The sequence below is a fragment of the Chromatiales bacterium genome, from assembly GCA_020445605.1.
In the GTDB taxonomy this organism is placed as follows: Bacteria; Pseudomonadota; Gammaproteobacteria; order JAGRGH01; family JAGRGH01; genus JAGRGH01.
In genome coordinates, this window is the sequence record JAGRGH010000027.1 from 76968 (window position 1) to 103602 (window position 26635).

Consider the following 26635-nt stretch of genomic DNA (forward strand, 5'->3'; position numbering starts at 1 on the left):
TGACTCTGCTGCCATGGGCCGTCAGCGGTGTCGACGCTGGCGCCGACCGCTGCCCGTGCGCTGGCGATGCGCACAGGGGTCGCAGTGTTCGCGCATCACGGGGGCCAGCTCACGCAGGGCGCGCAGGTACACGCGGCGCTTGAAGAAGATCACCTCGCGCACCGGCAACCAGTACGACACCCAGCGCCATTCCTCGAATTCCGGTCGATCGCAGGCATCGAGCTGCACGCAGCATTCATCGGTCTTCAGGCGCACGAGGAACCAGATCTGCTTCTGGCCGATGCACGGCGGCGAGGCGTTGCGGCGGATATAGCGCTTGGGCAGTTCGTAGCGTAGCCAGTCGCGCGTGCAGCCGAGCACCTCGACGTCGTCCGGGCCCAGGCCGGTCTCCTCGAACAGCTCGCGGAACATCGCCTCTTCGGGCGTTTCGGTCGGTTCGATTCCGCCCTGCGGAAACTGCCAGCCACGCTGCCCGACACGCCGCCCCCAGAACACGCGGCCGCGGTCGTCGACGAGAATGATCCCGACGTTCGCGCGATAACCCTGACGATCGATGACCGAATCGGACATTGCCTGCGTGCGCCGCTGGACGCCCCCCCTGGACATGAAAACCCCGCAACGAACACTGCCGGCGGGACGGATTGCTGCGCCCGACCCGGTCCGCCCGCCCCCACGTCGCGGCCCAAAGTCGAAGCCTCCGCATTCTTCCATAGCCCCGTGAAACCGGCAAACGCACTGGATTGCCACAGCGCCGGTGTGGTGATGCGTTGCTGATACCATGGCGCGCCCTGCACCTTCGACGCGCCCCCATGGCACTGGCCCTGTTCGATCTCGACAACACGCTGCTCGCCGGCGACAGCGACTATCTGTGGGGGCAGTTTCTCGTCGCGCGCGGGGTCGTCGACGCGGACCACTACGAACGCACCAACCAGGCGTTCTACGACGACTATCGCGCGGGACGTCTGGACATCGACGCATTCCTGCGCTTTGCGCTCGCGCCGCTGGCCGCACACCCGCTGCAACGCCTGCTGGCCTGGCGCGCGGATTTCATGCGCGAGGCGATCGAGCCCATCGTCACCGGGGCCGCGCTGGCGCTGATCGAACAGCACCGGTCGCAGGGCGATGACCTCGTCATCATCACGGCGACGAACCGGTTCGTGACCGAACCGATCGCCGCGCGCTTCGGCATCCAGCAACTCATCGCGACCGAACCCGAGTTCGACGGCGAACGCTACACCGGGCGCGTCGCCGGCCGGCCGGCCTTCGCGAACGGCAAGGTCGAGCGCCTCGATGACTGGCTCGCCGAACGCGCCAAGTCACTCACCGGCAGCACGTTCTACAGCGACTCGATCAACGACCTGCCGCTGCTCGAGCGCGTGGACCATCCGGTGGCAACCAACCCCGACGCCCGCCTTGCGGCGGTCGCCGCACAACGCGGCTGGCCGGTGCTGAACCTGCACGATTCGACCATCCACACGCGTTGATATACTCCGGCGACGGCCGCGCGGCGGCCCCCATCGCAGGACACGGACCCGCGTGCGTCGACGCAATCTCATCATCCTGATCAGCTCGCTGATTCTCGCGCTGGCCGCCCACCTGTGGATCGGCCCGGCGCGACCGCCGGCTTCCTTTGCAGGCGCCGACGCCGCAGGCGCACCGGCCGCGAAATGAACCCGGGCGCGGGCGTGGCGCTGGACACGCGGCTCGCCGTCGAGACCCCGGAAGCGATCGATCTGTATCTCGCCGTGGCCGGCCCGGCCCCGCGCGCACTGGCCTGGCTCATCGATTTCGCCATCCGCGCGGCAGTGTTCCTCGCCATCGCCATTCCGCTCGCGGTGTTCGGCGATTTCGGCGCCGGGCTGCTGCTGATCCTGGCGTTTGCGGCCGAATGGCTGTATCCGATGGTCTTTGAGGTGCTGCGCAACGGCGCGACCCCGGGCAAGCGCGTGCTGGGCCTGCGCGTGGTGCATGACAACGGCACTCCCGTCGGCTGGCAGGCCGCGGCCGTGCGCAACCTGCTGCGGGCCGTGGATCTGCTGCCGCTCGTCTACGGCTTCGGGCTTGCGACCATGCTCGTGCGGCGCGACTTCAAACGCCTCGGCGACCTGGCCGCGGGGACCGTGGTCGTGCACGACGCCGCGCGGCGCTCACACCCGACCCTCGCGCCCGGCCCGGCGCTCGCGCCGGCGCGCTCGCTGCGCCCCGACGAACAGCGCACGCTGATCGAACTCGCCGAGCGACAGGGCCGGCTCAGCGCCGCGCGCTTCGACGAACTCGCCGCCCTCGTGCCGCTCGGCGCCGACCGCGACACGGACCGGGCCGCGACCGTCGCGGCCCTGGCGCGCTGGCTGGCCGGGGCCCGCGACCGGCCGACCGCGTGAAACAGCAGCGCTTTGAAGCCGCGCGCGCCGACGACTGGGCGCGATTCGAGGCACAGCTCGAGCGGATCGAGACCCGCCGTTCGACCGGGCCGACGGCCGAACTCCACCGCTTCGCGCTGCACTATCGCGCGATCGCCCACGACCTCGCCCTGGCCCGGTCGCGCACCTACAGCAGCGCGCTGGTCGAGCGCCTGCACGGGCTGGCCCGGCGCGGTCATGACGTGCTGTACCGACCACGCCCGGCGACACGCGCACATTTCGCGCGGTTTGTCGCGCACGAGTTTCCGCGCACCGTACGCCGCCACGCGCGGCTGCTGTGGCTGGCCGTGGCGCTGTTCTACGGGCCACTGCTGGGCATCGCCGCGGCCGTGCACCATGACCCGGGCCTGATCTACCTGATCGTGGATGCCGACACCGCGGACGGCTTCGAGAAGCTGTATTCGGAAGATCGCGAGTCGCTGGCACGCGAGCGCGAGTCGGACTCCGACTGGGAGATGTTCGGCTTCTATATCTGGAACAACGTCGCGATCGGCTTTCGCACCTATGCCGGCGGCATGCTGTTCGGCCTGGGCACGATCTTTTTTCTGCTGTTCAACGGGTTCTACATCGGCGCGGTCGCGGGCTTCGTCACGAGCGGGGCGGCGATGCACAACTTCCTCGGATTCGTGATCGGGCACGGCGCGTTCGAGCTGACGGCGATCGCCATCAGCGGCGCGGCCGGACTGCGGCTGGGCGCGGCGCTGGTCCGCCCCGGCCACCTGCGCCGGGTCGAGGCCCTGCGCGCGGCCGGGGGCGAAAGCGCGCCGCTGATCTACGGCGCGGCGCTGATGTTTCTGGTCGCGGCGTTCATCGAGGCGTTCTGGTCATCGAAGGGTGCACTGCCGGTCGAGATCAAGTACTCGGCAGGCGCCGCGCTGTGGGCGCTGGTGGTCGCCTACCTCGTACTGGCCGGGCGCCGCGATGCGGTTTGAGGCGGCCAGCATCGAGCTGCGCGCACGCTCGCCGTGGGAGGCCGCGGACCTCGGGCTGCGCATGGTGCAGCGCTGGTGGCGGCCGATCTTCGCGGTCTGGCTTGCCCTCGCGCTGCCGCTGTTCGCCCTGCTGCACCTGCTGTTCCGCGACCAACTTTGGCTCGCCATCACGCTGTTCTGGTGGCTGAAACCGGCGCTGGATCGCGGCGTGCTCGCGGTCGTCGCCACGGCGGTGTTCGATGTCCCGCCGACCTTGCGGGCCGCGCTGGCGGCCACACGCGATGCGCGCCGGCCCGGACTCGTCTGGGCGCTGACGCTCGGCCGGCTGGATCCGGGTCGCAGCTTCCACCTGCCGATCTGGCAGCTCGAGAAGCAGCGTGGCAAGGCGCGTCGTGCGCGGATTCGCGCGCTACGTGGCCCGTCGGCCGGTGCGGCGATCGGACTGACACTCGCCTGCCTGCATCTGGAAGCCGCGCTGTACCTGAGCCTCGGCGGGCTAGTGGCGTGGCTGGCCCCGCAACCGGACGGGTTCGACTGGACCAGCCTGCTGTTCGACACGGCCACCGAGACCGGCGCCTGGGCCTGGGCCTGGAACGTCTTCTATCTCGTCGCCGTCAGCGCGATCGAGCCGTTCTATGTCGCGGCCGGGTTCGCGCTGTACCTGAACCGCCGCACCGAACTCGAGGCCTGGGATCTCGAACTGCGACTGCGGCGGATCGCAAACCGGCTCGGCAGCGCGACCCTGGCCGGGCTGCTGGTCACGGTCGCGCTCTGGCCGGCACCGCCGGCACACGCCCAGCAGGACGCCGAATCCCTGTTCGAGACCACGGCCGAGGCCCTGCGCTGTGGCCGTGACGGACCACTGATCACCAAGCCCGCCGACCGCTTCCAGGAAGCCGCACAGTCCGTGCTCGACGATGCGACCTTCGGGCGCTGCCATCGCGCCACCGGCTGGCATGCGCGCGACGGCGAGGTGGACCTCGACGATGCCGGCGACTACGCGGCCTGGCTTGAATCGGTTGGTCTGTGGGTCGCGCGAATCGGCGAATGGCTGCTGTGGATCGGCGTCGCCGCGCTGGCGGCCTGGCTCGCCATCCAGCTCCGGCGCCGCTGGCGGCCGTTGCGGCGCGCGGGCCCCACGCCGGCCGACGCCGTGCCGGACTTCATGACGCGGCCCCTGCGTGATCTGCCGCCGGACATCGTTACGGCGGCCCGCGCGGCGTTGGCCACCGGCGATATCCGGCGCGCGCTCGCGCTGCTGTTTGGCGGGGCGATCGTGCGTCTGGCGCGGCGCGGCTATGCGCTGGACTCGGCCACGACCGAGCGCGAGGCCCGCGCTGCCATTCGCGCGCAGGGCCCGCAGACGCTCGCAGACTACGTGGACGGTCTGGCCGCCGGTTTCCAGCGCGCGGCCTGGGCGCACCGCCCGGTCGGGCCCGACGAGGTCCGTCGCTTGATCGACAGCTGGTCCGCGCAGGTCGACGCGACATGAGCCGCGCCCACGGCTGGTTGCCCTGGGCCGGTCTCGCGACGCTGTGCGTGATCGGGTTGATCTTCTGGTGGACGACGAACTTTCGTTACGGCAGCCACTGGGACTACGAGTGGCCCACGGCCGAGGCCCTGCGCAACCCGTGGCTCGCCGCCGAACGCACGCTGCATCGGCTCGACGTGGACGCACACTCCGACACCGGCCCCGGCGCCACTTTCGACCTGCCGCCGCCGACGGCGACGCTGGTGCTGCGCATCGATGCACGCACGCCGGACGCCACGGCCGGGGCCCTGCTGGAATGGGCCGGACGCGGCGGCCACCTGATCGCCGAACCCGCGCCGGACATGGACTACGGACCGTTCTACGACGAACTCGGCGCATGGGCCGGCGAGCCCGACGAAGGCGTTTCCGGCCGGCACGCCCTGACCGTGGACCCGGGCGACGCCGGCCCGCCGCTGCGCGTGCAGTTCGACCCGTGGCGGGTGCTGCATGACGAGAGCGGCCGCGCCGACTGGGCCACGGGCGGCGACGAAGGGCTGCACCTGCTGCAATATCACTACGGCGAAGGGCGCATCACGCTGGTCTCGGACCTGGACATGCTCACGAACGCCCGGATCGGCGAGCATGACCACGCCCAGTGGCTATACCGGCTGGCGACCTACGACGGGCGCGAGGGCGGCGTGTGGCTGCGCCATCGCTCGCTGAGCCCCGGGCTCTGGGCCTGGCTGGTGATCCACGCCTGGCCGGTGTTCGTCGCGCTCGCCGTGTGGCTGTGGCTCTGGCTGTGGCGCGCGCTACCGCGCTTCGGGCCGGTTCGCGCGGCGCAATCCCTGGCCCGGCGCAGCCTGCTCGAACACCTGGACGCCAGCGCCCGGCTCGACTGGCGCCTCGGCTTCGGCGCCGATCTGCTCGCCCGCTACCGTGACGCCCTGCACGCGCGGCTTCGCCAGCGCCACCCCGCCTGGCTGAAGCTCGACCCTGACCGCCGCGCCGCACGTCTGGCCGCGGCCAGCGGACTGCCAGCCGATGTCGTCTCCGGCGCACTGGCGGTCGTGGCGCCCGCGAATGCCGCCGAGATGACCGAGCGCGCCCGCACCCTGCAAACCCTGAGGAACGCCCTATGAACGACACGGCCCATCCCGGCATGGACCCGGCCGCCGCCCGCGCCCTGCTCGACGAGGTCCGCAGCGAAATCGGCCGGGCGGTGATCGGCCAGACCGCGGTCGTCGACCTGCTGCTCGTCGCGCTGCTGGCCGGCGGGCACGTACTGATCGAGGGCGTGCCGGGTCTCGGCAAGACCCTCATCGCCCGCGCACTGGCGACCGCGGCCGGCGGGCAGTACTCCCGCATCCAGTTCACGCCGGACCTGATGCCCGGCGACATCACCGGCCACGCGATTTTCGACCTGAAGAGCGAGCGCTTCCGCATTCGCCGCGGCCCGGTGTTCGCGAACTTCGTACTCGCCGACGAGATCAACCGTGCGCCGGCCAAGACCCAGGCCGCGCTGCTCGAGGTGATGCAGGAGTACCAGGTCACCATCGAAGGCCGGGCCCTGCCGCTGGAGGCACCGTTCATGGTGCTCGCGACCCAGAACCCGATCGAACACGAGGGCACCTACCCGCTGCCCGAGGCGCAGCTCGACCGCTTCCTGCTGAAAATCGACATCGACTATCCGGGCCGCGACGAGGAGGTCGCGCTGGTCGGGCGCGTCACCGCGGATGCGCTGGGCGACCAGCTCGATCTGAGCGCCGTGCACCCGGTGCTGGACGCCGCGAAGATCGCCGCCCTGCGCGCGCAGGTCGTCGCGACGACGGTCGACCCGGCACTGACGGACTACGCCGTGCGGCTGGCGCGCGCGACCCGCGACTGGCCGGGCATCGCGATCGGTGCCGGACCGCGCGCAAGCCTCGCGCTGGTGCGGGCCGCACGTGCACTGGCCGTGGTCGATGGCCGCGATTTCGTCACCCCGGACGACGTCAAGCAGGTCGCGGCGCCGGCACTGCGTCATCGCGTGCGACTCAGCGCCGAACTGGAACTCGATGGCCGCGGCGTGGACGCGGTACTCGCCGACCTGATCGGCCAGACCGACGCGCCGCGCAGCTGAGTCCGACCGGTGGCACCGGGCGCCCCGCTGCTCTGGACCGCCGGCGTCTGGCTGGCCGCGTCGGTCGCCGTGAGTTTCCGACCCGCATGGCTGGAGTGGTGGCTGCTGGCGGCGGCCGTCATCGCCGCCGTGGCGGCCGTGGATGCGCTGGTACTGCGACGCATCCGCACGCCCGCGGTACGCCGCATCGCGCCCCGCGAACTCGCGCTGAACGGCCGCGCCGAGGTGCGCGTGGAACTCGTCCACGCGGCCGGCGCGCCAGTGCGCTTGGACGTCCATGACAGCCCCGGCGAGGGACTCGCGGCCGAGGGGCTGCCCGTGTCCATGCTGCTCGCGCCCGGCGCCACGCGCGTGCTGCGCTACGGGCTGCGGGCCACGCGGCGCGGCGATGCCCGCTTCGGGCCGCTGCATCTGCGCATCGAAAGCCCGCTGCGCCTGTGGCGATCCCTGCGCCGGGTCGAACAGGGGGCCGAACTGCGCGTCGTGCCGGACCTTGGCGCAATCGTGCGCACCGCGCCGCTGGCCGGCCCGCGACTGCACGTCATGCCGGGCCAGCATCGCGCGCGGCGACGCGGCGCCGGGCTCGAGTTTCACCAGCTGCGCGACTACCGCGACGGCGACACGCTGCGCCAGATCGACTGGAACGCGACCGCGCGGGTCAAGCGCCTGATCGCCCGCGAGTACGAAGAGGAGCGCGACCAGCAGATCGTGTTCTGGCTCGACACCGGCCACACCATGCGCACCCGCGACGGCCATTGCAGCCACTTCGACGCGGCGCTCAACGCACTGCTGCTCATGGGCTGGGTGGCCCTGCGCCACGGCGACTCGGTGGGCCTGCAGGCGATCGGTGCGGCGAACATGCGCTGGCTGCCGCCGGCGAAGGGACTGCCGCAGCTGCACCGGATGATCGACGCGACCTATGACCTGGACGCCGGCACCGCCGCGACCGACCTGCATGCCGCGGCCGCGGAGTTCCTGATCCGCCAGCGACGGCGGGCCCTGGTCGTGATCCTCAGCAACCTGCCCCTGGACGATCAGCCGGAGGCGGCTTCGCTGCTACGCCGCGTCGCGCAGCGCCACCTGGTGTTGTTCGCGAACCTGCGCGAATCGGCACTCGACGACAGCCTGCGCGACCCGGTCACCGACCACAACGCGGCGCTGCGACAGGCCGCCGTGCTCGATTTCCTGGCCGAGCGCCGATTGCGCATGGAAAGGCTGCGGGCCGCGGGCATCGTGTGTCTGGACACCAGCGCGCGCGAACTCGGCGGCGGTCTGGTTGGGGAGTACCTCGCCATCAAGCGCGCCGGCAGGCTTTAACCGGGTATGCTTGCGCGCGCGCCATTTCGGCCGCGCTCCACCCGCCTCCTCCGCCATGGACCTCAGTCACGCGATCGTCCTCGCGCTCGTGCAGGGCATCACGGAATTCCTGCCCATCTCCAGTTCGGCGCACCTGATCCTCGCGCCGCGCCTGCTCGGCTGGCCCGACCAAGGGCTCGCGCTGGATGTGGCCGTGCATGTGGGCACGCTGATCGCGGTGGTGGCGTATTTCCGCGCGACCATCTGGCGGCTGCTCAAGGCGCTGCCGCCGCGCGCGTCCGGCACCGACGAACACCGGCTGGCCTGGGCATTGGGCATTGCGACCGTGCCGGCAGCGCTCGCGGGACTGGTATTTGGCGACTGGATCGAGGCGAACCTGCGCTCGCCGCTGGTGATCGCGGCCACAACGATCGCCTTCGGGCTCGTGTTGTGGTTTGCGGATGCGCGGCGTGGCGGACGCAGTCTGACCAGTCTCGGCTGGGGCGAGATCATTCTGATCGGACTCGCGCAGGCCCTCGCGCTGGTGCCGGGTACCTCGCGCTCGGGCATCACCATGACCGCCGCCCTGCTGCTCGGACTCGACCGCGAGAACGCAAGCCGCTTCTCGTTTCTGCTCGCGGTACCGGTGATCGCGCTCGCTGGCGGTTACGCGACCCTTAAGCTCGCGACGGCCGATCACACGGTCGACTGGACGGCCGTCGGGCTCGCGACCACGGTCAGCGCGGTGTTCGCCTATTCGACGATCCACCTGTTCCTGCGCTTCGTCGCCCGCGTCGGCATGGGACCGTTCGTCGCCTACCGTGTCGTGCTCGGGCTGCTCCTTTTCTGGCTGTTTGCCTGAACCGCAAATCCGGACCGATCGCCGAGGAAACGCTGGACGATTCAGAGTTTCCCTAAGGAAGCTCTGATTAATCCATCCTGGATTAACAGAGCGACGAAAACGAAAAAGTGCGATTTTTCGTTTTCTTTCATTTTCAACGTGTTACACCCGTTGAAAATGGCAGCACGTCCATGTGCTGCGGGAAACTCTGAATTTTTCAGAATTTCCCTAACCAAACAGTCGCTGCCACCAGCGCCGGCGGCGACCGGTCGACTGACCGGCAAGCGGCTCGGGCGGCACCCGCGACAGGACCCAGCCCGGCGGGATCGGCTCGGTCGAATACCCGCAGACCTTGCCGAGATTGCCCGGATCGTAAACCTTCACGAGATTCGGGGATTCAAGGTCATCGGCGTAGACGATGCCGCAATACGGCTCGTCGTGCTCGTCGCGCAGCAGGGCATCGAGTTCGGTCAGGAACCGATCCAGATCGGCTGCGGTCGCAGGGGTGTGTGGCGTCGACTCCGCCAGTGCGTAGACGTACCAGCCATCGCGCTCGCGCACACGCGCCCACAGTCGGGCGAGATCGTCCCAGCCGCGCGCGGCCGTCAGTTCGCCGCGATACAGCTCGCGAAAGCCATGGGACGTTTCGGGTTCTGTGCTGGCTTCGGTGGTCGCGTGCATGGGCTCGTGTTAGATTCGTTCGCTACTGAACAAGGTCTTTGTCAGGCGTGCTCAAGCATCAATCTTCAACTTCGGTATGGGCCGCTGTGCCCGCGTTGCTCGCGCTGTCCGGCGCGGCACAGGCGGACTGCATGGACCAGTTCCTGCAGAAGGCCAACACGCTGCTCGGCCGCTTCGAAGAGACCATAGACTACCCCCAGCGCGAGCCCAGCGAACAGATCGAACGACTGGTCGCGGCCGAACGCCGGGTGCTGGCCTACGTAGATGGCGACTGGGCGCGCGAATGCATGAGCACCGCACCGGAGAGCCGCGTCCGCTACGAGCGTTTTCGCGTCGACCGTGTCGAGGCCACCATCACCCGCGCCCGTGAACAGCGCAACACCCTGTGCACGGGCGAGGCACGCGACGCACTCAGCGCATTCGACCGGGCCTTCGAACCGCTGCTCGAAAAGCGCGACGCTGCGGGGCTCGCGAAGGTTGCCGCGAAGCTGCGCGACCGGCTCACGACCGATCAGGTCGTCGCCGAATGCGACGTCATGTTCGCCGAACTCGAGCAGGCACGTTCTTATTCGATCCCGACCGCCGAGGCGCTGAGCCGCAACATCGACGCGCTCGGAATCCTGGATCGCTATGCGCCGGGCATTGCCAAGACCTGGCAGCTGCTGCGCGATGCACTGGCCAGCGACGGCAGCGTACTGGCGCCCGATTACCTGACCGATGCGCGCGATGTGCGCACCCTGCGCAAGGGCGTGGAAAGCTGCGTTGCGTCCGCATCGCGGCTGCGTGAGGCCGGAGTGGCGCTGGACCTGTCGCTGATCAGCGTACCGATCGCGCTGACGCTCGGCGATATTGAAGACCTCTGCTCGCGTGCGCTGGTTGAACTCGACGGCCTGCCCGCGAAGGTCGCGACCCACAACGCGTCGTTCAGTGCCCACAAGGCCGACTGGGAAAAGCACAACGTCGTCGGGCGCGCGATGCGGCGCACCTTCGACGACCATCGCGGCCGCGTGCCACTGGTCGAACCGGACGCGACCACCGGCGCCGTGAAGTGGACCTATCGCGAGGTCGTCACCACGACCGACTTTCACAACTGCCGCATCTACGTGTTCGACGCGGACGGCACGCGTCTGCGCGACCTGCGGGTAACGCCCTGCATTTAGCGGGCCGTTCGTCCGCCTGCCCGCCCCCGCGACATTACAGACGCAACGGCCGCACCGGATCGTTCATCCATTCGGTGCGGGTGCTCCAGTCGTAGTCCGGCACATCGACATACAGCTCGATCTCGTTGCCGTCGGGATCGCGCAGATACAGACTGTGGCTGATCCAGTGATCCGACATGCCCTCGATGACGACGCCTGCGCGTTCCAGTTCATCACGCGCCTGGCGCAGCTCCGCATCACTGTCACCAATGCACCAGCCGATGTGATAAAGGCCCACGCGACGCCCCCGCGCGGGCCCGGGTGCATCGCCGACCTCCAGCAGCAACAGTTCGTGATGCGTGCGCCCTGAACTCAGCATGCAGGCGCGACCGTCGAAGGTCTCGCCGAGCGCGCGCAGTCCCAGCAGGTCACGATAGAACGCCAGCGATCTTTGCAGATCGCGAACGTACAGCACGACATGGCCGAGATACTGCGTCTTCATCGATGTTCCGGTTCAAATGTCGAAAGGCGGAGAGTGCACGCAAGCCCGAACCATTTCCGATCATGAAATGCCGCACAACGCCCGCGGAACAGGCTCAGGGCAGCGGCGTGATCTCGATGGCCTCGTAGTTCTGCGTCTGGCGCGTCCATTTCAGACGCACACGATAACGCTGCCCGTCGTGCAGCAGGTTCTGGATCGTGATGGTGTCATTGGAATCATGCGTGACCGTCGCACCCGAGAGGCTGACGAGACCATCGTCAAAAACAAACGGGTTGTCGAAGCTGTCCACCGTGAAGGTGACCAACAACTGCTCGACACCCCCCAGATTATCGGTCGCCAGCAGTCGAATCGTATGCTCACCCGGCCCTATGTTGTCACCGAAGTTCAGCGCAATATTGAATCCTGATTCACCCGAACCGGCATATTGAGGAAAGGCATCGCCAACATCCGGACGAGGTCCATGGTGTTCAAGATCACCATGGAACACGCCGTCGATATAGAGCGAAAGCCGGGTCGGCGGATTCAGCGCAACAAGATAACCCCTGAGGTTGCGCACGCCGGCCTTGACCGATCCCGAAAACGGGTCTTCCACGCTCAGGCGCATCGGTGGATTGCTGGCGCCGGAGGATGAACCACCACTCGATGCGCTCCCCGACGAGCTGCCGCTGCCCGAGGAAGACGATCCGCCAGACGAGGAGCTCGAAGACGAGCTTGAGGACGATCCACCGACCGGTTCGCCGAAGAGCGCGGCCACACCGTTCAGGTCATCCGCTAACGGCGAGATGACCGTCGACCCGCTGCTGATCACTGCCCGCATGATCGCAGCCTGAGAAAACTCATGGTCCAAGCCGAGGGCATGTCCCAGCTCGTGCACGGCGACGCGGCGGAAATCCGACACGCTCGACTGCCAAGGGCCATCGTAGACATTCCACAGCTCGTTCTGGTTGAAGACGATGTCCGTCTCGAGCGTTTGGTTGTTCGATGGATTGAAATAGGTCGTCGTGATCGCCAGTGTGGAGCTTCCGAACGAGTCGCCGCAGTTGGTCGGAAAAAAACCCGCGCCGTTGCGTCCGCCGTCTTCAGGAATTCCAATCCCCGTTCCGGCGCAGGGGTGCGATGGATTGGAGTTGCCGACGGTGAAACTAAAATTCGTCGTGCTGTTCCACTTCTCCGCTGCCTGGGCGAAGGCGGCGTTCCAGCTGGTACCGGAAGGGCTGAGTGCAGCAAGGTTGAGCAGGATGTTCACGTGAAAGGTCGCCGCCGGCGTTGGCCATTTCGGGCCAAGCAGTTCATAGGCAGCACTCGATCCCGCACCCAAGGCGGCCAGCAGCGCAATACCCGCAACGCGGTTCACCTTGTCAGCTCCCGCAGCCGCGCCTTGAAGGTCTCGACATCCATCGGCGCTTCGTCGGCGATCTGGGGCGAGGTCAGCACCCCGGGCGCGGTTCCCGTCGAGAGCCCGCGCCGAACTGCGGACGGGCGCGCCTCGATGCTGAACACCGGTCGACCGACCGCCGTGCGCACGATGCCGCGCTGGCCGGGCGACGCACTGACGAGGAAATGACCCTGCGTCCAGCCCAGCAGTGGGTTGACCTGGCGCCGATCGAGTCGCTCTACGAAGTACACCCCATGCTCGCCGACCGCCGGGATGCGCATGTCGGAGACTTCCATTGCGAGGTGTCCGAGCCGACCGCCGCTGAAGGCGAGGTCGATGGTCGGTTGCGCCCAGCGCCCGGCAACGACATCCAGCACCTCGAACGTTACGAGGGTGTAGATGTCGCGCGCGTGTTGGCCCTGCTCGACGCGTTGCCCCACTACCCGGCCCTCGAATACGAGTTCGGCGCTCGTCGCGAGGTAGTCGATCGGCAGTTCGACCACCGAGCTCGCCTGTGCGCCCGCCGGCGCGGCCAATGCCAGAAGCCAGACGAGCGCCAGCAGCAGGCGTCGGCAGGAATATGCGCAGCAGGGAACGGGTGGTTCCATATTTCAGATGCTAGATCCGATCTGGCTCGAAGTCCGGACCGCAGGCGCGGGTGGCGCCCGCGGCCGATCGGGCGGAGTGTTTCAGTCGATCTCACCCTGCCCGAGTTCGCCGGCCCGGGCCACCGATCGGGTCACGTTTCAGCGCCGGCCGGCACTGCGCAGTGGAGCACCGTTCGCGCGGGCGGGGTTCACGTCCGGCTCGCCAGGTCCGACGAGCCGTTGCAGGGCGTCGACCGCGCGCGTGGCGTCGCGTGCGCTGACCGCCTCGCGAATCTGCGCGAGCGCGCCTTCCACCCAGTCCGGCGGGGCCGCGGCGGGGCGCGCGAGCAGAATCTTCGAATGCCCGCTTGGGACAACCTGCTCGGCCGTCTCGAACAGCGACTCACCAAGCCGCTCGCCCGGGCGAAGCCCGGTGTAGACGATCTCGACATCCCGCCCTGGCTCGTGCCCGGACAGGCGGATCATCTGCTCGGCGAGATCGGCAATGCGGATCGGCTGCCCCATGTCGAGCACGAACACCTCGCCGCCTTCGGCCACCGTGGCCCCCTGCAGAATCAGGTGACAGGCCTCCGGTATGGTCATGAAGAACCGCTCCATGTCCGGGTGCGTGACGGTCACCGGGCCACCACGGCTGATCTGCTCGCGAAAGATCGGGATCACGCTGCCGGCGGAATTCAGCACGTTGCCGAATCGCACGACCACGAAGCGCGTGGCGCTTTGGCCCTGTAGCGCGCGCACGATGAGTTCAGCGGCCTTTTTCGTGCGGCCCATGACGTTGACCGGCGCAACGGCCTTGTCGGTCGAGATCAGCACGAAACGCTCGACGCCAGCGGCAAGCGCCGCACGCGCGACGACTTCGGTCCCCAACACGTTATTGCCGACCGCCGGCAACACCTGCCCTTCCAGCAGCGGTACGTGCTTGTAGGCGGCCGCATGGAACAGAAACTGCGGGCGGACCTCGTAGAGCAGTGCGCCGATCGCCACCGCGTCGCGGATGTCGACGAGTTCGCAGCGACAGCGGTCGGTAAAACCCGCCGAGGCGAGATCCATCGAGATGGCGTGCAAGCCATTTTCATTCTGGTCGACCAGCACCAGAAGCTCGGGTTCGGCCGCAACGATCTGTCGGCACAGTTCGGAACCGATCGAGCCGGCCGCGCCCGTCACCACCACCCGTTTGCCGGCCAGCGCCGCAAACACCGGCCCCGGATCGAACCGTACGGATTCGCGTCCGAGGATGTCGCCGATCGACACTTCGCGAAGCTGGCGCAGGCCGACGCTGCCCGAGAGCATATCGGCCACGGCCGGCAGGGTCCGGAACGGCACGCCGGCGCGCTCGCACTGCTCGACAATCGCCCGCATCTGGTCGCTGCGCGCCGACGGAATCGCGATCATGATCAGCTGGATGCCGAGCTTCTGGACCAGCGCCGGAATGTCGCGCGTGACACCGGCGATCGGCAGGTCATGGATGCGCCGGCCGAGCTTCTGGCGGTCGTCGTCGATCAGCGCGATGGGCTGGTAGCGATCATGTGCATTGCGCACGAGGTCGCGCACGAGCAGCTCGCCGGCACGCCCGGCACCGACGATCAGCACGCGTTCGCCACTGGACAGCCGCAGCTTGTGGTCCTTGAGCCAGCGGTAGAACAGCCGCGGACCGCCCAGCAGAACGAGCAGCAACAGAGCGTACAGCGGCAACACCGAACGCGGCACGCCGCTGGCGCGCACGGTCAGAAACAGTGTGACGCCAATGATCACCACGCCGGTCAGCACCGCCTTGCCGATGCGAACGAGATCGGGCAGCGAGGCGAAGCGCCAGACGCCGCGATACAGTCCGAAATACCAGAACGCCATGACCTGCACGGCGAGCACGACGGGCAGCGCCCCCCAGGCCACGCTGGAGAAACTGTCGGGAATCGGGCCCAGATTGAACCGCAGCCAGTAGGCGCCGAGCCACGCGGGCACGATCATCGCCACGTCGTGAATGAACACGCCCGAGCGATGGCGAATCCGGTTGATGAAATCTGCGAGCTTCACTGGCCTGCGGCTGCGTGGGCGCCCGGGGCGAATTGGCGCATTTTATCAGGCGGTGGCGGCCCGCCCGGCCGACCCTCTCCCGGCCGGGCGGCTACCACCAACGCCAGCCGTGGCGATTGAAAAAACGCACGGCCGATCGCGCGAACCAGAAACGGTGACGCGGGCCCTTGCGCGCGGCCTGCCCACCACCGTGAACAATGCGCATGTTCGGCACCTGACCGACCGCGCCAAGCCGGAGCGACAGGTCGAAATCCTCGAAATACATGAAGAACTTCGGATCGAATCCGCCGATCTCCCGAAGCACCGGACCGCGCGCGAGCATGAAACAGCCGCTGGCGAGCGGCACGGCGGCCGGCGCGGTCTCCCGATCGAGCGCATGCAATTCGTAGCGCGCCAGCCGGGCGGCAAAGCGCTCGCGCAAGCGCCGCGGCGCGAAACCACGCAACCACAGATCGAACACGGTCGGGATGGCCTTGCTCAGGTGCGCATGCGCACCGGCCGGCGTGCGCCCGACCGGTGCGAGCAACCGCCACCGCGGTTCACGCGCAAGGACCTCCAGACCAGCGCTCAGCGCCGTCGGCTCGATCAGGACATCGGGATTCAGGATCAGGTGCGGCCCGTCCCCGGCGCGCCGGATCGCCCGGTTGTGCGCACCGCCGTAGCCGAGATTGCGTTCGGTCGGCACAAGTTCGTAATCGCCGAGCGTGCTGTCCCAATGTTTGCCGAGCAGTTCGGCAAGCTGCCGCTGATAGTCGGGGTTGACCGAGTTGTCGATCAAGAACAGGCGCGCGCGGTCGATCTGACCTCGGTCGATCGCGAACCGGATGGCGTGGCGCAGGCTCTCGAGCGTGGTGGCGAGCGGTCCGATGGGGCTGTGAAAGGTCACCAAGCCGATCGTCAGCATGGGGCGGTCAGGCGCTCCAGAAGCTCATCGGGCGAATGCCAGTGTTCACCGCACACCAGCCGCGGCAGTGCCCAGCGCGAGTCCGCCCGGGACACGCAGCGACCGGCGGTGTCGAAGGCGGCGCGGGTGCGGTGCAGCGGCTGATTGGCCGCCCACCAGTGTTCGCGCAGGTAACGGCTAGAATGGCCGAACGGATACGCAAACAGGTTCGGCCAGCGGCCGCCGACTCGGGACTGGATGTACCGGGCGGCCTGCACGATCTCGCAGGCGCAGTCCGCATCTCTCGCCACGGCCGTAAAATCGCCACGCCGATCGTTGGGCCCACAGACGCGGTCGGCCACGGCGTGCATGTGGTCCCAGGAGTGATTCTGCACACGAATCAGCCCACCGGCCTCGGCCTGTGCCCACCAGTCGTCGGCGAGCCACCGGCGACCGTCGAAGTTGTGGGTTTCGAGTCTGCGGCGGGTATGCGGATCGGCAATGACGAAAGCCGTCGCACGCAGTCCGGCCTGCACAGCTGGACCGACTTCATCGAGGAAGCCCCGGAGCACGGCCGCAAAGCCCGGCTGTAGTCCGAAGCCGGGATAGTTTTCCGGCTCGAAATCGAGGGTTGCGCCGTCATCGAAGCTGATGACAGCGATCCGCGCGTCGCGCGGAAACTCGCGCAGTCCGGAGTGCCAGTCCACCACCGAGTCGAGCGGCTCGAACCGGAAACCCGCGGCGTGCAGCCGGCGCAGGTCGGTCGCAAGCGCGACGTGGTCGTTGCGTGCGTATTCGGGCGGGCCGACATTCACCGAATGGTAGGTCAGCACCGCTACTACCGGCGCGTCGTAGGAAGAATGTTCGTTCGTGGACATGTCGCTTTCCGGCGGTCATTATAGGCGAGTGTCGATGCATGACCCGGCACATTCGCGCATGTCCCACTGATGCCTACTGAACCGAACACCGACCGGAGCGTGCGCGTGTCGATCATCGAACGCGCGGCGCGTGCGCTCGAACCGATCGAGCTATCCGCACCTGGCATCGAGGTCAATACCGCCCGACTGCGCCCGCCCGGCATCTATGTCATCGACGCCTCGTGGATCAACAACCCGCTCACGCGTCATCTGCTCGAATTTCATCCGCACTGCCTGCACGTTCGGCACGACGATGAGATCACCGAACAGGTCCTGCGCCTCGCGCGGCTTTTCGAACTGCCGGTCTGCATTGAGCGCAACCGGCTCGACGGAGATCTCTCCTTGTCGCTGCACGGCGCCGAGGAAGGCGCTGCGGCCGAAACCGTAACGACCGCCGCGGGCGCACTGCCAGACCTCTGGCGCCGCCTCGCACGGCCGGACGATGCGGACCGCCCTCAGCGCATCGACTATGCGCTCTATGAACTCGGGCTGCGCGACCAGGGCGAACTGGCCGATCAGTATCGCGCGCCGCTGCAATTTTTCGAGTCCGGAACGACGGCGCTGGATCTCGCCTGCGGCGCCGGCACATTCGTCCGCCTGCTGCTGGCACGCGGGGTCGACGCCATCGGCGTGGAACGCGACGATCGCGTCGTCCGTTACGTTCGCTCACTCGGGCTGCCTGTCGAACACAGCGATGCGATCGACTATCTCGAACAAACCAACCGACGGTTCGATCGCGTGTTTTGTTCGCACTTTGTGGAGCATTTGCCGATCGACGTCGTCGAACGGTTGTTGCGCGGGTTGATGCGGGTGCTTTCACCGGGTGGCCGGGCGGTGCTGGTCTTTCCCGATCCGGAATCGATTCGCTCCCAACTGCTCGGTTTCTGGCGCGACCCGGAACATGTGCGCTTCTATCATCCCGACCTCATCGAGATGATGGGCAACGCGATCGGACTGAGAACCTTTCACCACAGCCACCGCGAACGACCGCATCCGGTGGGCCCATTCGCCGCGACGCCGCCGCTAGCGGCCGACGTGTCGGGGACCGACACCGGGGCACTCTTGGCACGAATCGATGCACTGGAAAACAGCGTTCGCGATCTCTGGCGCGCGAACCTCACCTGGGCCTGGAATGACAACGCATGTCTCGTGTTCGAGCGCAGCCGATGAGCGGACACGACAACAGTCCTTTCTTCATCGTCGGGTCTGTACGCTCCGGTACCACACTGCTGCGCAACCTGCTGCGCTCCCACGCTCGTCTGGCCTGCCCCGAAGAGACGCATTTTTTTCGTTGGGGTGAGCCCTTCGCCTCGGAACGGTTCAACGCGCCGTATTTTGCAGCCGACAGCGTGCTGCGCATCCATCGAAACATGGACGGCGTCGCCGAGCACGACTTTGCGCGACTGTTCGACCAGGCCCAAGATCGCGGTGACCTGCAGCGGCGCTATGCGTCAGCCTTTCTCGCCGCTCAGGGAAGCCCTGATCGACGCTGGTTCGACAAGACCCCACAGAACGTCTACGGCATACTGTTGATCAGTGCCCTGTTTCCGGCAGCTCGCTTTGTGCATCTGCATCGCGATCCGCTGAATGTCACGGCCAGCCTGCTGCGAGGCGAACAGCTGCCGGCGCAGCCGCTCAATGCCGCGATCAATCATTGGCTGGAAGCACGGTGGATCGTTGGGGAATACCAGCGCGGTTTTGCCGACCGGGTGTTCGAGATCGACTATCGCAATCTATGCGCGGACGCTGGCCCAGTGCTCGGCGGTCTCCTTCGGTGGCTGAACGAAGATCCCGGTGGCATCAGTGTGAACCTGAGCACAGTTCAGCCCGAGCGCGATGCATGGCGGCGCGAACTGACCGCCGAGCAAATCGAGACCGTACAGGAACGTTGCAGCGCGTATATGTCGGACTACTCGATCCCGGGTATCACCGCATGATCGCGGGCCCGGACGGGTCCACTTCGAGTTCAACGGACTCCATTGCGATCCCCACCAGCCCGCGATGCGGACTCTTGGCTCTTGAGCTCAGTTTCAACACGTCCCGGTACCAAGCGAGAATCAGCGGCCGATCCTGGGTGCCGGTTCCCACCGCGACGTCAAACAGGTATTCGTCGACCGGCAACACGGGCATGGTGAATACGAAGCGGGCGCGCACGGTTGCGCCAACGGTCGCGCCCGTTTGGCAGCCGGTTTCAAACGTGTTCTCCCCAAACAGGTTCTGTCCGCGGCGGTCCTTGATATAGAAACCGACCACAGGCCGGTCGACCGCGGTTTCGAGTCGAGCGGCAACCTCCAGTTCAACCCGCTCGCCGCCCTCACACCAGTTCGAGACACGCCCATCCACGCGCAGATCAACGGATACGAGTTTCGCGCCGCCCACGCCAAACCGCTGCGCGGAATCCAGAACCGTCGTACGATTCTCAACCGTTCGCGCGCTGCCGTTGGACGGGGCCACCACTGGAGCGCTCGCATCCTGTTCCGAGACCGGCTTTCTCGCCGCCGCCGCGCGCAGGCCGCGCGCCTCGTCTTCGGGCAGGTCCGTCCAACGGGACGCCGAATACGCTTCGCAGACGGTCTTCGCGTCGCCAAACATGCGCATGCGGCCGTGGTCCAGGAAAAGCACCTGGTCACAGAGACTCGCAATCGTTGGAATCGAGTGACTCACCAGCAACAGGGTTCCGCGCTGGCTGAATGCCCTGAGAAATCGCATGCATTTCTGCACGAAAAAGATGTCGCCCACGGCCAGTGATTCGTCAATCACCAGGATGTCAGCATCCACGTGAACGACAACCGAGAACGCCAGACGCATCATCATGCCACTGGAATAGGTTTTTACCGGGCGTTCGATAAAATCGCCAAGCTCCGCGAACGCGGCAATCTTCGCGAATCGGGCATCGATCTCAGGCCGAGTTAGACCGAAGATCGCAGCATTGAGGTAAACGTTTTCTCGGCCGGTAAACTCCGGGTTGAATCCGGTGCCCAGTTCCAGCAATGCGGCGACGCGACCCTGAATCTCCACCCTTCCAGAGGATGGCTGTAATTTTCCGCACAGCAGTTTGAGCAAGGTCGACTTTCCGGCACCGTTGCGACCGATCACGCCAACGGTCTGGCCTTGGCGTACCTCTAGATCGACACCTTCGAGCGCCACGTGTGGACGATAGAAACGGCGCCAACGGCCAAACAGCAGCTGTTTGAGTCGATCACTCGGCCGTTCGTAGAGCGGGTATGATTTGCTCACCCCGTGGGCACGGATTACCAGCGGCTCAGATGACATCTCCGAACCCCTGTGAGAGTTTCAGGAACAGCCAACGACCGAACGCGGCCATGGCCACGCAGATGACGGCAACCATCAGCCACTCACCGGGCGGGGGTAGTTTTTCGGCGAACACGGCATCACGCAGCCAGACCGTTGCGTGTGTGATCGGGTTGAGCCAATACCAGCCGCGCAGCGTTTCGGGCACCAGATCGAGCGAGTAGAAGACCGGCGCGAGAAACATGAACGCCGGCATGACCGAGCTTACAAGGTTCGGCAGATCCCGCAGGTAGACGGACAGGGCCGCAACGATCCAGGCCAGCCCGAAAAGCAGGCAAACAAAAGGCGCCAACAATAGCGGAATCGCGGCCCAGTTGGCGGTGATGGGCTGACCCGAAACGACGGCAGCCAGCAACAGGACTACAAGGCCAAACAGGAACGAGACCGCAGCGGCCGACACCGAGATCAGCGGCAGCATCTCGACCGGAAACACGACCTGGCGGACGTATCGATCATTGTCCAACACCGCGCGACTGCTGGTCGTCACCGCCTCGGCGAACCAGCTGAACAGCAGGAGCCCCGAGTAAAGATGCAGCGCGAAATCCAGCAGACTGTCGTTCTGCGCGCCGCCCCAGCGGGCCTTCAGGATCACGCCGAACACCAGCGTATAGATCGCCAGCAGGACAAGCGGGTAGAGTACGAGCCAACTCAACCCGAGGATGGAACCCCGGTATCGCGCCTGGATGGTGCGCAGTGTGAGCGCCTTGTACAGGCTCCAGGTGATCCGCGGCGAAAGGCTATGTTGCACGAATTTCTAGGGGTACCGAAGGTGGTCGAGACCGCTCCGCCGGGGTTCGATCGAATCGGCGCGGGCTGTCGAATTGATCCGAGCGTTTCGGTGTTCCGGCATCCGTACACAACCGCCGATCGCGGGATTGTTCTCGGGTCCGATTGTATCCTCTTCGAGCATGTGCGAGTTCTGATCGGCGATCTTCGACATTGCGCGGACGCCGACATTCAAATCGGCGACCACGTCTTCGTCAACGCGGGTTCCTACCTGTCGGGCGAGGGTGGACTGGTGATCGGCGATCACGCGATCATCGGCGCCCACTGCCGACTGTTAAGCGCCGGGCACGACCCTTATGGACCAAATGAAGCAGTCAATCAGAATGCACTGACCTTCGGGCGCATCAGCATCGGTCGCGGTGCGTGGCTCGGTGCCGGAGTCACCGTACTGCAAGGCCGCAAGATCGGCACTGGCGCCGTAGTCGGCGCGGGTAGCGTGGTGACACGCGACATTCCGGACCGAGCCATTGCGGTCGGAAATCCCGCTCGAGTCGTAGGGTCACGGTAGGCCAGAGCCACTGTCCAGGAACCAGCGGTATCCGGTGGCAACCGTGAAAGCGCTCGTCAGGCCGGCGTTGGATGGCGATCGCGGTGGAACGTTGAATTACTCAGTGCCCCGCCAATGCACGGCCGACGGTTCAGGCCCCAGCGCCGGCCTCACCTGGGTGCATCACCAGAAGCTGTTGCGGCACCGTTTGCCACGCCCGGTTGTGATCCGGCCGTTGCTGGCACCTGACCGGTGATGTCGGTGACCAACTTTAGAATTTCATCGGTGTGGGGCGTGGTCTTGGTCGGGTCGATGATTCCGTTCCGGTAAACCTCCGACTGCTTGGCGAGGTATTCCGCCTTCGCCTTGCCGATGATTCCTTCGCGAACCACGGAGAACGGCATTCTCCGCTCGGGGTCGCGTTCGACGAGTTCGATGATATGCAGACCAAACCGGCTGGTCACGACGGCGGAACGCTGACCGGGCTGAGTCAATGCAAAGGCGGCAGCCTCAAAATCGGGATCGGTGACCCCGCGGCCGAAACTGGGCATCACTCCACCGCGGTGTGCAGTGGCCTGGTCCTCGGATCGCTGCATCGCCAATTCCTCGAAGTTTGCGCCGCCATCGAGTGCCGTTAGCAACGACTGCGCTTCCTCCATGCGTTTCTCCGCCAATTCCGGTGAGCCGGCCCGCAACAAAATGTGCCGTACGCGGATCTGTTCACGATTGCGGTAGCGTTCCGGATACGCATCGTATTGCTCACGCGCCGACGCTTCAAAGTCGGGAAACTCCACACCGTCATTGAAATTCTGTAGAACTTCACTGATCAGAATGTCCCAGCGCGCGCGCTCCAACCGTGCATACACCCTCTCCTGATCCTGCAACTTCAATCTTTCCGCTTCGCAGACAAAGGCGCGACGTTTGTACATGTCGTCGATGAATTTTAGGAGTAGGTTTGGGTCCGCCTCGTAGCGGCTGCGCGTCTCCGGCTTTTCCGCCATGAGGCCCTGGAGAATTTCGGCTCGTGTGAGGCGGCAACCGTCCACCCCGTCAACCAGGACGACGTCGGCCGCCTGCGCGACGGAAGCGGAAAAGGCAAAGAGGAGCAGACTCACGATTCTTATCGTCATTGAGAAAACCCGGAGGGGACGCCGAATGGGCGGCAATTATATACGGACAACAAAAAGGGGCGGTCGTGCCGCCCCTTTTTATCACTCGCCGAAATTTTGTCGGCGTTTACGGTACCTGACCGATCGGCGCCATTGCGGACGGCTCGAATCCATTATGGATGATCACGCGGCAGGTACTGCCCTGTCCGCAGGTCGATGCGCCGGTGCCGGACATCCTCACATTCACGTAGAAGATCGTGTTTGCCGGGATGAAACAGTAGCGTTTGCGACTCAACGACGCATTCAGCGACGCATCAACGAAGCTGGTGGTCTGAAGCACCGTCTGTTCCGCATGGCAGCCCAAGTCCGGCGGATTGAAGTCGCCCGGCGTCGTCGAAAAGGCGACATCGAACGTCCCATAGGTGCTCAGGCTTTGGTTCGTCGTGACCGAAATCTGTTGCAGCGAACTGGCATGCAGGAACGGAATACGCATGGCGTACTGCTGCGTGCCGTTGATCGTATTCTGGAACTGGCAGACGTATTCCGGCCCTGAATGGCCAATGCACCCTGGGATGTGCATACGGTCGCCAAAGCTTGCGCGATCGAAGACAATCGTCCCGTCCGGGGCCGTCCATGTACCGCGTCCCGGGTCGCTAGAACCGCCGCTGGAACCGCCGCTACTGCTGCTGGAGGTGCTCGATCCGCCGCTACTGGAGGTGCTACCGCCACTGCTGCTGGAGGTGCTCGATCCGCCGCTACTGGAGGTGCTACCGCCGCTGCTGCTGGAGGTGCTCGATCCGCCGCTGAGGCAACTCGTGGTACCCAAGGTCACAGAGCCGGAGGGGTTGACGCTAATCGAGCTGTAACTACAACTAACACTCCCAGAGCTGTCGTTGATCTGTAAGGTCCCCGCTGGCGTGAGACTGGGAATGAGGGCCGCAAGCCCAAAGGCGGATACGGCATAGGCGAATTGTGAACGTCGCGGAGTCATGCGCATTGCCTCACTCGCTTTGGAGGCCCCTAGGGGCGGTATCTCTTTGTCGTCCCAGGCTCACGGTGGAGCCAAGGTTCAGGCATATTATTGCAGCTTTTACAAAAAAAAAACGAGGAGTCGGTCACGACTCCCCGTTTTATTTGTCCGGTCGGGCGGAAATTCCGCCCGACCGGTTACCCGACGCCCGTCTTAGAGCACGTACGGGCTGATATCGCGCTCAACACCGTGCGGGATGTACCACATGTAGTTCAGCACGTTACCGATCAGGCTCACGCCGTTCTCGAGCGACTGGAACGCACCACCGATGACCGGCAGACCGCGCCAAGTCAGATCACCCTGGATCGGGAGGGTGCCGTCAACCGACGGGAACTGGCCAGCGTTGACGAACTCGAGACGCATCCAGCCCTGGGTCAGGTCGGTCACGATCGTCTTCGTGTTGACGTTCGCACCCAGGTTGCCGGTTGCCAGCTCACCGAGAAGATCGCTGTTATTGAAGGTCAGAATGTTGACCTCATAGCAGATCGAGCTCGGCGGCGTGCCCGGCTGCGGCGGCGAGAAGCCGAGATCCGGCGGAACGTCCGGCTCAAGCTCTTCGCGGTCGAAGTAGCGGAAGTCGACCGTCACGCAGGACAGACCGTTGCCGTCGCCGTCACCCTGGAACTTGAACTCGAACGGATCCGGATTGCCACCGAAGAATGCCGTGTCGACGAAGAAGTTCTTGGTCGGGAACGTCACGGCCCAGTCGGTCTGCGCGTTCGTGCCTTCGAAGGTGTCGAACTGGTTCAGCACAGCCGTACCCGCCAGGATCGCGGCCACCGCCTCGACATCGCGAGCGAAGTTGTTGTCGAACCGGAAGTTCGAGGTGCCGGCACTGTTGAACAGGGCCTGCGCGTTGGCCGGCTCGACCTGATCCAGGAACGGAGCCAAGCTGGCCGGCAGGTTCACGAGGTCATTCGACGACGCGCCGTCGAGGAAGTCGCTGCCGATGTCCGGGTTGTAGAAGTTCGCCAACACGGTCGGATTGATGGCCGACGCCTTGCCGCTGTCGACGTTGATCAGCGTGCCGGAACCCATCAGGACATTCTCAGGCTCGTTGAACTCGTCCTGGATGCCACCGAGGTTGCTGTTGAACGCGCTGACAATGGCGTTACAGTTGCGCGGAACGCCCTTGTTTCCACCCGTCTTGTTGATGTGGTAGGCGTTGTACGCGACCGTGCCCATGATGTCTTCGTTCGGGGTCGGGCTGACACCCATTTCGATGACCTCGACGTAGCCAACGCGGCAGCGGTCAAGATCCTGCGTGCCGGTGTCGTTGCGCGCGCCCGTGAAGTCGTTCCAGAAGAACTGCTGACCACGCAGATCGCCGATACCCAGCGGGTCCGGAAGAAGACCAAGGACCGGGGCCGTGCAGGAATGGTCACGCGTCTTGACGATACCGCCACCGGCCGGGCCGGTCACGTCAGCGTCATAAGAAATCGTGGCCGTCCACACGTCGTACGGAGACAGAATGACGTTAAAGTCCAGACACTCGCGGGAGTTCTCACCCTCGAGGAAGTGGATCTTGAACATCACCGTGTCTTCGCCGGTGTTGACGATGTTCAGATAGGTGTCGAAACCGTTGCGAACCGTGTAGATCGGATACAACAGCACTTCACCGATGCCGTCCTGCGCGACGTTGACCGCCTGCGCGACTTGCGTGCCCGAGCCGGCCGCCAAGGCTACCCCCAGCGCGGCTGCAAGCTTGTTCATTTTGAATTCACTGCTCATTATCAGCGTTCTCCTGTCTCGAAGTAGTTTGCGAGAAAAAGCAACCCGAAGCTCACAATCTCGCGACGTAGTTTATCGGCCCGCGCCCGGCTTTACAAGCAATCCGAACAGGACCATTTCAACGCCATTTCAGGCCCGAATGACCGTTGGAAGCCTGGAAACCCAGGGTTTGCGAACCCGGCAATCCGCTGCATTACTGGCGCAGGCCAGATGCACCGAATCACGACCCGAACACCCGTGGACGGGGCGCAGACCGATGCCGCCGCCTCGGCTTGATGCGAAAGGATACCGCCCCGCCCGCGAATGTCAAGGGATTTTTGTGCAAATTGCCACGGTTGTGACCGGATACGCCACAGCGTCAGCGCGACTGGTGCGCATTTACAACGCTCTCACTCGCGTAGGCCCTGGTACCACCAGTCGCCGTCAATCCGGCTCCAGCGCTCGGCAATCTGGCGATGCGACGGGATCGGCTTTACGCCGGGGACCTTGGCCGTGTAACTCACCCCCAAGAGCACATTCATGAGATCCGGCTCGCCCTCGATCGGGCTTACGCTAAGAATTTCGGCGCCATCCCAGCTCACGGCCGGCCCGGGGGCCGCAGCCGCGATAAATGTCGTTTTGTTGTGCGAGGCCCGGTATGCCGGCGACTGGAAATCCCAGACCTTCTCAAACTCGCCAGCGACCTTGGCCTGCCAGCGCTCCAGGGCGCGCTCGGCGACAATCTCGGTGTCTGGCCGATTCTCACAACCGGCCGCCAGGAAGACCGCCGCCAGCGTCAGGGCAATCACAAGCGAAGAACCGGACGGAAAGATGCTGCGCATATAGCTGGTCAAGGCAAAGGCCTCCATTTAAATGAATGAGTGTCGCGGGACATCCGGTCTAGCCAGGGCCTGTTCACACTACGCCTGGCGCAGTGAGATCAGGCCCTAGGGATTCGGCCAGTCGCCATGCAATCCCACCCG

At 65.7% G+C, this 26635-nt stretch carries 27 protein-coding genes; 13 read left to right on the top strand and 14 right to left on the bottom strand.

What is annotated here, in order from left to right; translation table 11 throughout:
- Nucleotides 1-21: 21 nt before the first annotated feature.
- Nucleotides 22-570: an RNA pyrophosphohydrolase gene (locus KDG50_04195; protein MCB1864604.1), complete on the bottom strand. Its 549-nt coding sequence runs from the start codon at nucleotides 568-570 to the stop codon at nucleotides 22-24.
- Nucleotides 571-809: 239 nt separating this feature from the next.
- Between KDG50_04195 and KDG50_04200 the strand changes: the two genes are divergently transcribed.
- The 8 genes from KDG50_04200 (at nucleotide 810) to KDG50_04235 (ending at nucleotide 9103) form a co-directional block, all read left to right on the top strand.
- On the top strand, nucleotides 810-1484 hold the full coding sequence (locus tag KDG50_04200) for an HAD family hydrolase (GenBank protein MCB1864605.1): 675 nt from the start codon (nucleotides 810-812) through the stop codon (nucleotides 1482-1484).
- Between the two features lie 183 nt (nucleotides 1485-1667).
- Nucleotides 1668-2381 (top strand): RDD family protein, encoded by a 714-nt coding sequence (locus KDG50_04205; GenBank protein MCB1864606.1) that lies wholly within the window; start codon nucleotides 1668-1670, stop codon nucleotides 2379-2381.
- Nucleotides 2378-3352 (top strand): stage II sporulation protein M, encoded by a 975-nt coding sequence (locus KDG50_04210; protein MCB1864607.1) that lies wholly within the window; start codon nucleotides 2378-2380, stop codon nucleotides 3350-3352. The genes KDG50_04205 and KDG50_04210 overlap by 4 nt, the downstream gene beginning before the upstream one ends.
- Nucleotides 3342-4844, top strand: a complete 1503-nt coding sequence (locus KDG50_04215; GenBank protein ID MCB1864608.1) for a DUF4129 domain-containing protein — start codon at nucleotides 3342-3344, stop codon at nucleotides 4842-4844. The genes KDG50_04210 and KDG50_04215 overlap by 11 nt, the downstream gene beginning before the upstream one ends.
- Nucleotides 4841-5965 carry a hypothetical protein gene (locus KDG50_04220; GenBank protein ID MCB1864609.1) on the top strand — a complete coding sequence of 375 codons (1125 nt, stop codon included), beginning with the start codon at nucleotides 4841-4843 and terminating at the stop codon, nucleotides 5963-5965. Before KDG50_04215 ends, KDG50_04220 begins: the two co-directional genes overlap by 4 nt.
- The gene (locus KDG50_04225) at nucleotides 5962-6945 is read left to right on the top strand and encodes an AAA family ATPase (GenBank protein MCB1864610.1); all 984 of its coding nucleotides are present in this window, start codon (nucleotides 5962-5964) and stop codon (nucleotides 6943-6945) included. Before KDG50_04220 ends, KDG50_04225 begins: the two co-directional genes overlap by 4 nt.
- 9 nt (nucleotides 6946-6954) lie before the next feature.
- Complete coding sequence (locus tag KDG50_04230; GenBank protein ID MCB1864611.1) at nucleotides 6955-8262, top strand: DUF58 domain-containing protein; 1308 nt, start codon at nucleotides 6955-6957, stop codon at nucleotides 8260-8262.
- 55 nt (nucleotides 8263-8317) lie between these two features.
- Nucleotides 8318-9103 (top strand): undecaprenyl-diphosphate phosphatase, encoded by a 786-nt coding sequence (locus KDG50_04235; GenBank protein ID MCB1864612.1) that lies wholly within the window; start codon nucleotides 8318-8320, stop codon nucleotides 9101-9103.
- A gap of 207 nt (nucleotides 9104-9310) precedes the next feature.
- Here the strand turns inward: KDG50_04235 and KDG50_04240 are convergent, their stop codons facing one another.
- Nucleotides 9311-9763: a hypothetical protein gene (locus KDG50_04240; GenBank protein ID MCB1864613.1), complete on the bottom strand. Its 453-nt coding sequence runs from the start codon at nucleotides 9761-9763 to the stop codon at nucleotides 9311-9313.
- An 86-nt stretch (nucleotides 9764-9849) separates the two neighbouring features.
- Between KDG50_04240 and KDG50_04245 the strand changes: the two genes are divergently transcribed.
- Nucleotides 9850-10923, top strand: coding sequence for a hypothetical protein (locus tag KDG50_04245; protein ID MCB1864614.1), 1074 nt, complete (start codon nucleotides 9850-9852; stop codon nucleotides 10921-10923).
- A 34-nt stretch (nucleotides 10924-10957) separates the two neighbouring features.
- On the opposite strand, the gene KDG50_04250 is transcribed toward KDG50_04245, so the two are convergent.
- From KDG50_04250 to KDG50_04275, 6 genes are all read right to left on the bottom strand, one after another.
- Nucleotides 10958-11404 (bottom strand): VOC family protein, encoded by a 447-nt coding sequence (locus KDG50_04250; protein ID MCB1864615.1) that lies wholly within the window; start codon nucleotides 11402-11404, stop codon nucleotides 10958-10960.
- Between the two features lie 94 nt (nucleotides 11405-11498).
- Nucleotides 11499-12758, bottom strand: a complete 1260-nt coding sequence (locus KDG50_04255; protein ID MCB1864616.1) for a matrixin family metalloprotease — start codon at nucleotides 12756-12758, stop codon at nucleotides 11499-11501.
- On the bottom strand, nucleotides 12755-13387 hold the full coding sequence (locus tag KDG50_04260) for a hypothetical protein (protein MCB1864617.1): 633 nt from the start codon (nucleotides 13385-13387) through the stop codon (nucleotides 12755-12757). Before KDG50_04260 ends, KDG50_04255 begins: the two co-directional genes overlap by 4 nt.
- A gap of 138 nt (nucleotides 13388-13525) precedes the next feature.
- The gene (locus KDG50_04265) at nucleotides 13526-15352 is read right to left on the bottom strand and encodes a polysaccharide biosynthesis protein (protein MCB1864618.1); all 1827 of its coding nucleotides are present in this window, start codon (nucleotides 15350-15352) and stop codon (nucleotides 13526-13528) included.
- A gap of 157 nt (nucleotides 15353-15509) precedes the next feature.
- Nucleotides 15510-16322, bottom strand: coding sequence for a glycosyltransferase (locus tag KDG50_04270; GenBank protein MCB1864619.1), 813 nt, complete (start codon nucleotides 16320-16322; stop codon nucleotides 15510-15512).
- A complete protein-coding gene (locus tag KDG50_04275; protein MCB1864620.1) occupies nucleotides 16316-17179 on the bottom strand; it encodes a polysaccharide deacetylase family protein in 864 nt (287 codons plus the stop codon). Before KDG50_04275 ends, KDG50_04270 begins: the two co-directional genes overlap by 7 nt.
- 69 nt (nucleotides 17180-17248) lie before the next feature.
- Between KDG50_04275 and KDG50_04280 the strand changes: the two genes are divergently transcribed.
- Together KDG50_04280 and KDG50_04285 are read left to right on the top strand one after the other, a co-directional pair.
- Nucleotides 17249-18388 (top strand): class I SAM-dependent methyltransferase, encoded by a 1140-nt coding sequence (locus tag KDG50_04280; protein ID MCB1864621.1) that lies wholly within the window; start codon nucleotides 17249-17251, stop codon nucleotides 18386-18388.
- Nucleotides 18385-19155, top strand: a complete 771-nt coding sequence (locus KDG50_04285) for a sulfotransferase (GenBank protein MCB1864622.1) — start codon at nucleotides 18385-18387, stop codon at nucleotides 19153-19155. Before KDG50_04280 ends, KDG50_04285 begins: the two co-directional genes overlap by 4 nt.
- On the opposite strand, the gene KDG50_04290 is transcribed toward KDG50_04285, so the two are convergent.
- Complete coding sequence (locus KDG50_04290; protein MCB1864623.1) at nucleotides 19145-20455, bottom strand: ABC transporter ATP-binding protein; 1311 nt, start codon at nucleotides 20453-20455, stop codon at nucleotides 19145-19147. The genes KDG50_04285 and KDG50_04290 overlap by 11 nt on opposite strands.
- 25 nt (nucleotides 20456-20480) lie before the next feature.
- On the bottom strand, nucleotides 20481-21278 hold the full coding sequence (locus tag KDG50_04295) for an ABC transporter permease (protein MCB1864624.1): 798 nt from the start codon (nucleotides 21276-21278) through the stop codon (nucleotides 20481-20483).
- A gap of 90 nt (nucleotides 21279-21368) precedes the next feature.
- Between KDG50_04295 and KDG50_04300 the strand changes: the two genes are divergently transcribed.
- The gene (locus KDG50_04300) at nucleotides 21369-21824 is read left to right on the top strand and encodes an acyltransferase (protein MCB1864625.1); all 456 of its coding nucleotides are present in this window, start codon (nucleotides 21369-21371) and stop codon (nucleotides 21822-21824) included.
- Between the two features lie 149 nt (nucleotides 21825-21973).
- Here the strand turns inward: KDG50_04300 and KDG50_04305 are convergent, their stop codons facing one another.
- Nucleotides 21974-22918, bottom strand: a complete 945-nt coding sequence (locus tag KDG50_04305) for a peptidylprolyl isomerase (protein MCB1864626.1) — start codon at nucleotides 22916-22918, stop codon at nucleotides 21974-21976.
- A gap of 121 nt (nucleotides 22919-23039) precedes the next feature.
- Entirely contained in the window at nucleotides 23040-23405 is a 366-nt protein-coding gene (locus KDG50_04310) for a hypothetical protein (GenBank protein ID MCB1864627.1), read from the bottom strand.
- Here KDG50_04310 and KDG50_04315 point away from each other — a divergent pair.
- Complete coding sequence (locus tag KDG50_04315; GenBank protein ID MCB1864628.1) at nucleotides 23404-23778, top strand: hypothetical protein; 375 nt, start codon at nucleotides 23404-23406, stop codon at nucleotides 23776-23778. The two genes, KDG50_04310 and KDG50_04315, sit on opposite strands and share 2 nt — an antisense overlap.
- A 317-nt stretch (nucleotides 23779-24095) precedes the next feature.
- Here KDG50_04315 and KDG50_04320 read toward each other — a convergent pair whose 3' ends face one another.
- A complete protein-coding gene (locus tag KDG50_04320; protein ID MCB1864629.1) occupies nucleotides 24096-25673 on the bottom strand; it encodes a hypothetical protein in 1578 nt (525 codons plus the stop codon).
- Nucleotides 25674-26062: 389 nt separating this feature from the next.
- Nucleotides 26063-26521, bottom strand: a complete 459-nt coding sequence (locus KDG50_04325) for a hypothetical protein (GenBank protein MCB1864630.1) — start codon at nucleotides 26519-26521, stop codon at nucleotides 26063-26065.
- Nucleotides 26522-26635 lie beyond the last annotated feature (114 nt).

Bases quoted from the DNA above. Each gene is read 5' to 3' on its own strand.
- KDG50_04280 (MCB1864621.1), top strand. From the start codon at position 17,249: ATGCCTACTGAACCGAACACCGACCGGAGCGTGCGCGTGTCGATCATC.
- KDG50_04220 (MCB1864609.1), top strand. From the start codon at position 4,841: ATGAGCCGCGCCCACGGCTGGTTGCCCTGGGCCGGTCTCGCGACGCTG.
- KDG50_04205 (MCB1864606.1), top strand. From the start codon at position 1,668: ATGAACCCGGGCGCGGGCGTGGCGCTGGACACGCGGCTCGCCGTCGAG.
- KDG50_04310 (MCB1864627.1), bottom strand. From the start codon at position 23,405: ATGCGTATTCCGTTCCTGCATGCCAGTTCGCTGCAACAGATTTCGGTC.
- KDG50_04265 (MCB1864618.1), bottom strand. From the start codon at position 15,352: ATGATCGTGCCCGCGTGGCTCGGCGCCTACTGGCTGCGGTTCAATCTG.
- KDG50_04260 (MCB1864617.1), bottom strand. From the start codon at position 13,387: ATGGAACCACCCGTTCCCTGCTGCGCATATTCCTGCCGACGCCTGCTG.
- KDG50_04275 (MCB1864620.1), bottom strand. From the start codon at position 17,179: ATGTCCACGAACGAACATTCTTCCTACGACGCGCCGGTAGTAGCGGTG.
- KDG50_04250 (MCB1864615.1), bottom strand. From the start codon at position 11,404: ATGAAGACGCAGTATCTCGGCCATGTCGTGCTGTACGTTCGCGATCTG.
- KDG50_04320 (MCB1864629.1), bottom strand. From the start codon at position 25,673: ATGAGCAGTGAATTCAAAATGAACAAGCTTGCAGCCGCGCTGGGGGTA.
- KDG50_04325 (MCB1864630.1), bottom strand. From the start codon at position 26,521: ATGGAGGCCTTTGCCTTGACCAGCTATATGCGCAGCATCTTTCCGTCC.
- KDG50_04235 (MCB1864612.1), top strand. From the start codon at position 8,318: ATGGACCTCAGTCACGCGATCGTCCTCGCGCTCGTGCAGGGCATCACG.
- KDG50_04225 (MCB1864610.1), top strand. From the start codon at position 5,962: ATGAACGACACGGCCCATCCCGGCATGGACCCGGCCGCCGCCCGCGCC.
- KDG50_04240 (MCB1864613.1), bottom strand. From the start codon at position 9,763: ATGCACGCGACCACCGAAGCCAGCACAGAACCCGAAACGTCCCATGGC.
- KDG50_04215 (MCB1864608.1), top strand. From the start codon at position 3,342: ATGCGGTTTGAGGCGGCCAGCATCGAGCTGCGCGCACGCTCGCCGTGG.
- KDG50_04285 (MCB1864622.1), top strand. From the start codon at position 18,385: ATGAGCGGACACGACAACAGTCCTTTCTTCATCGTCGGGTCTGTACGC.
- KDG50_04200 (MCB1864605.1), top strand. From the start codon at position 810: ATGGCACTGGCCCTGTTCGATCTCGACAACACGCTGCTCGCCGGCGAC.
- KDG50_04315 (MCB1864628.1), top strand. From the start codon at position 23,404: ATGGCGTACTGCTGCGTGCCGTTGATCGTATTCTGGAACTGGCAGACG.
- KDG50_04195 (MCB1864604.1), bottom strand. From the start codon at position 570: ATGTCCGATTCGGTCATCGATCGTCAGGGTTATCGCGCGAACGTCGGG.
- KDG50_04270 (MCB1864619.1), bottom strand. From the start codon at position 16,322: ATGCTGACGATCGGCTTGGTGACCTTTCACAGCCCCATCGGACCGCTC.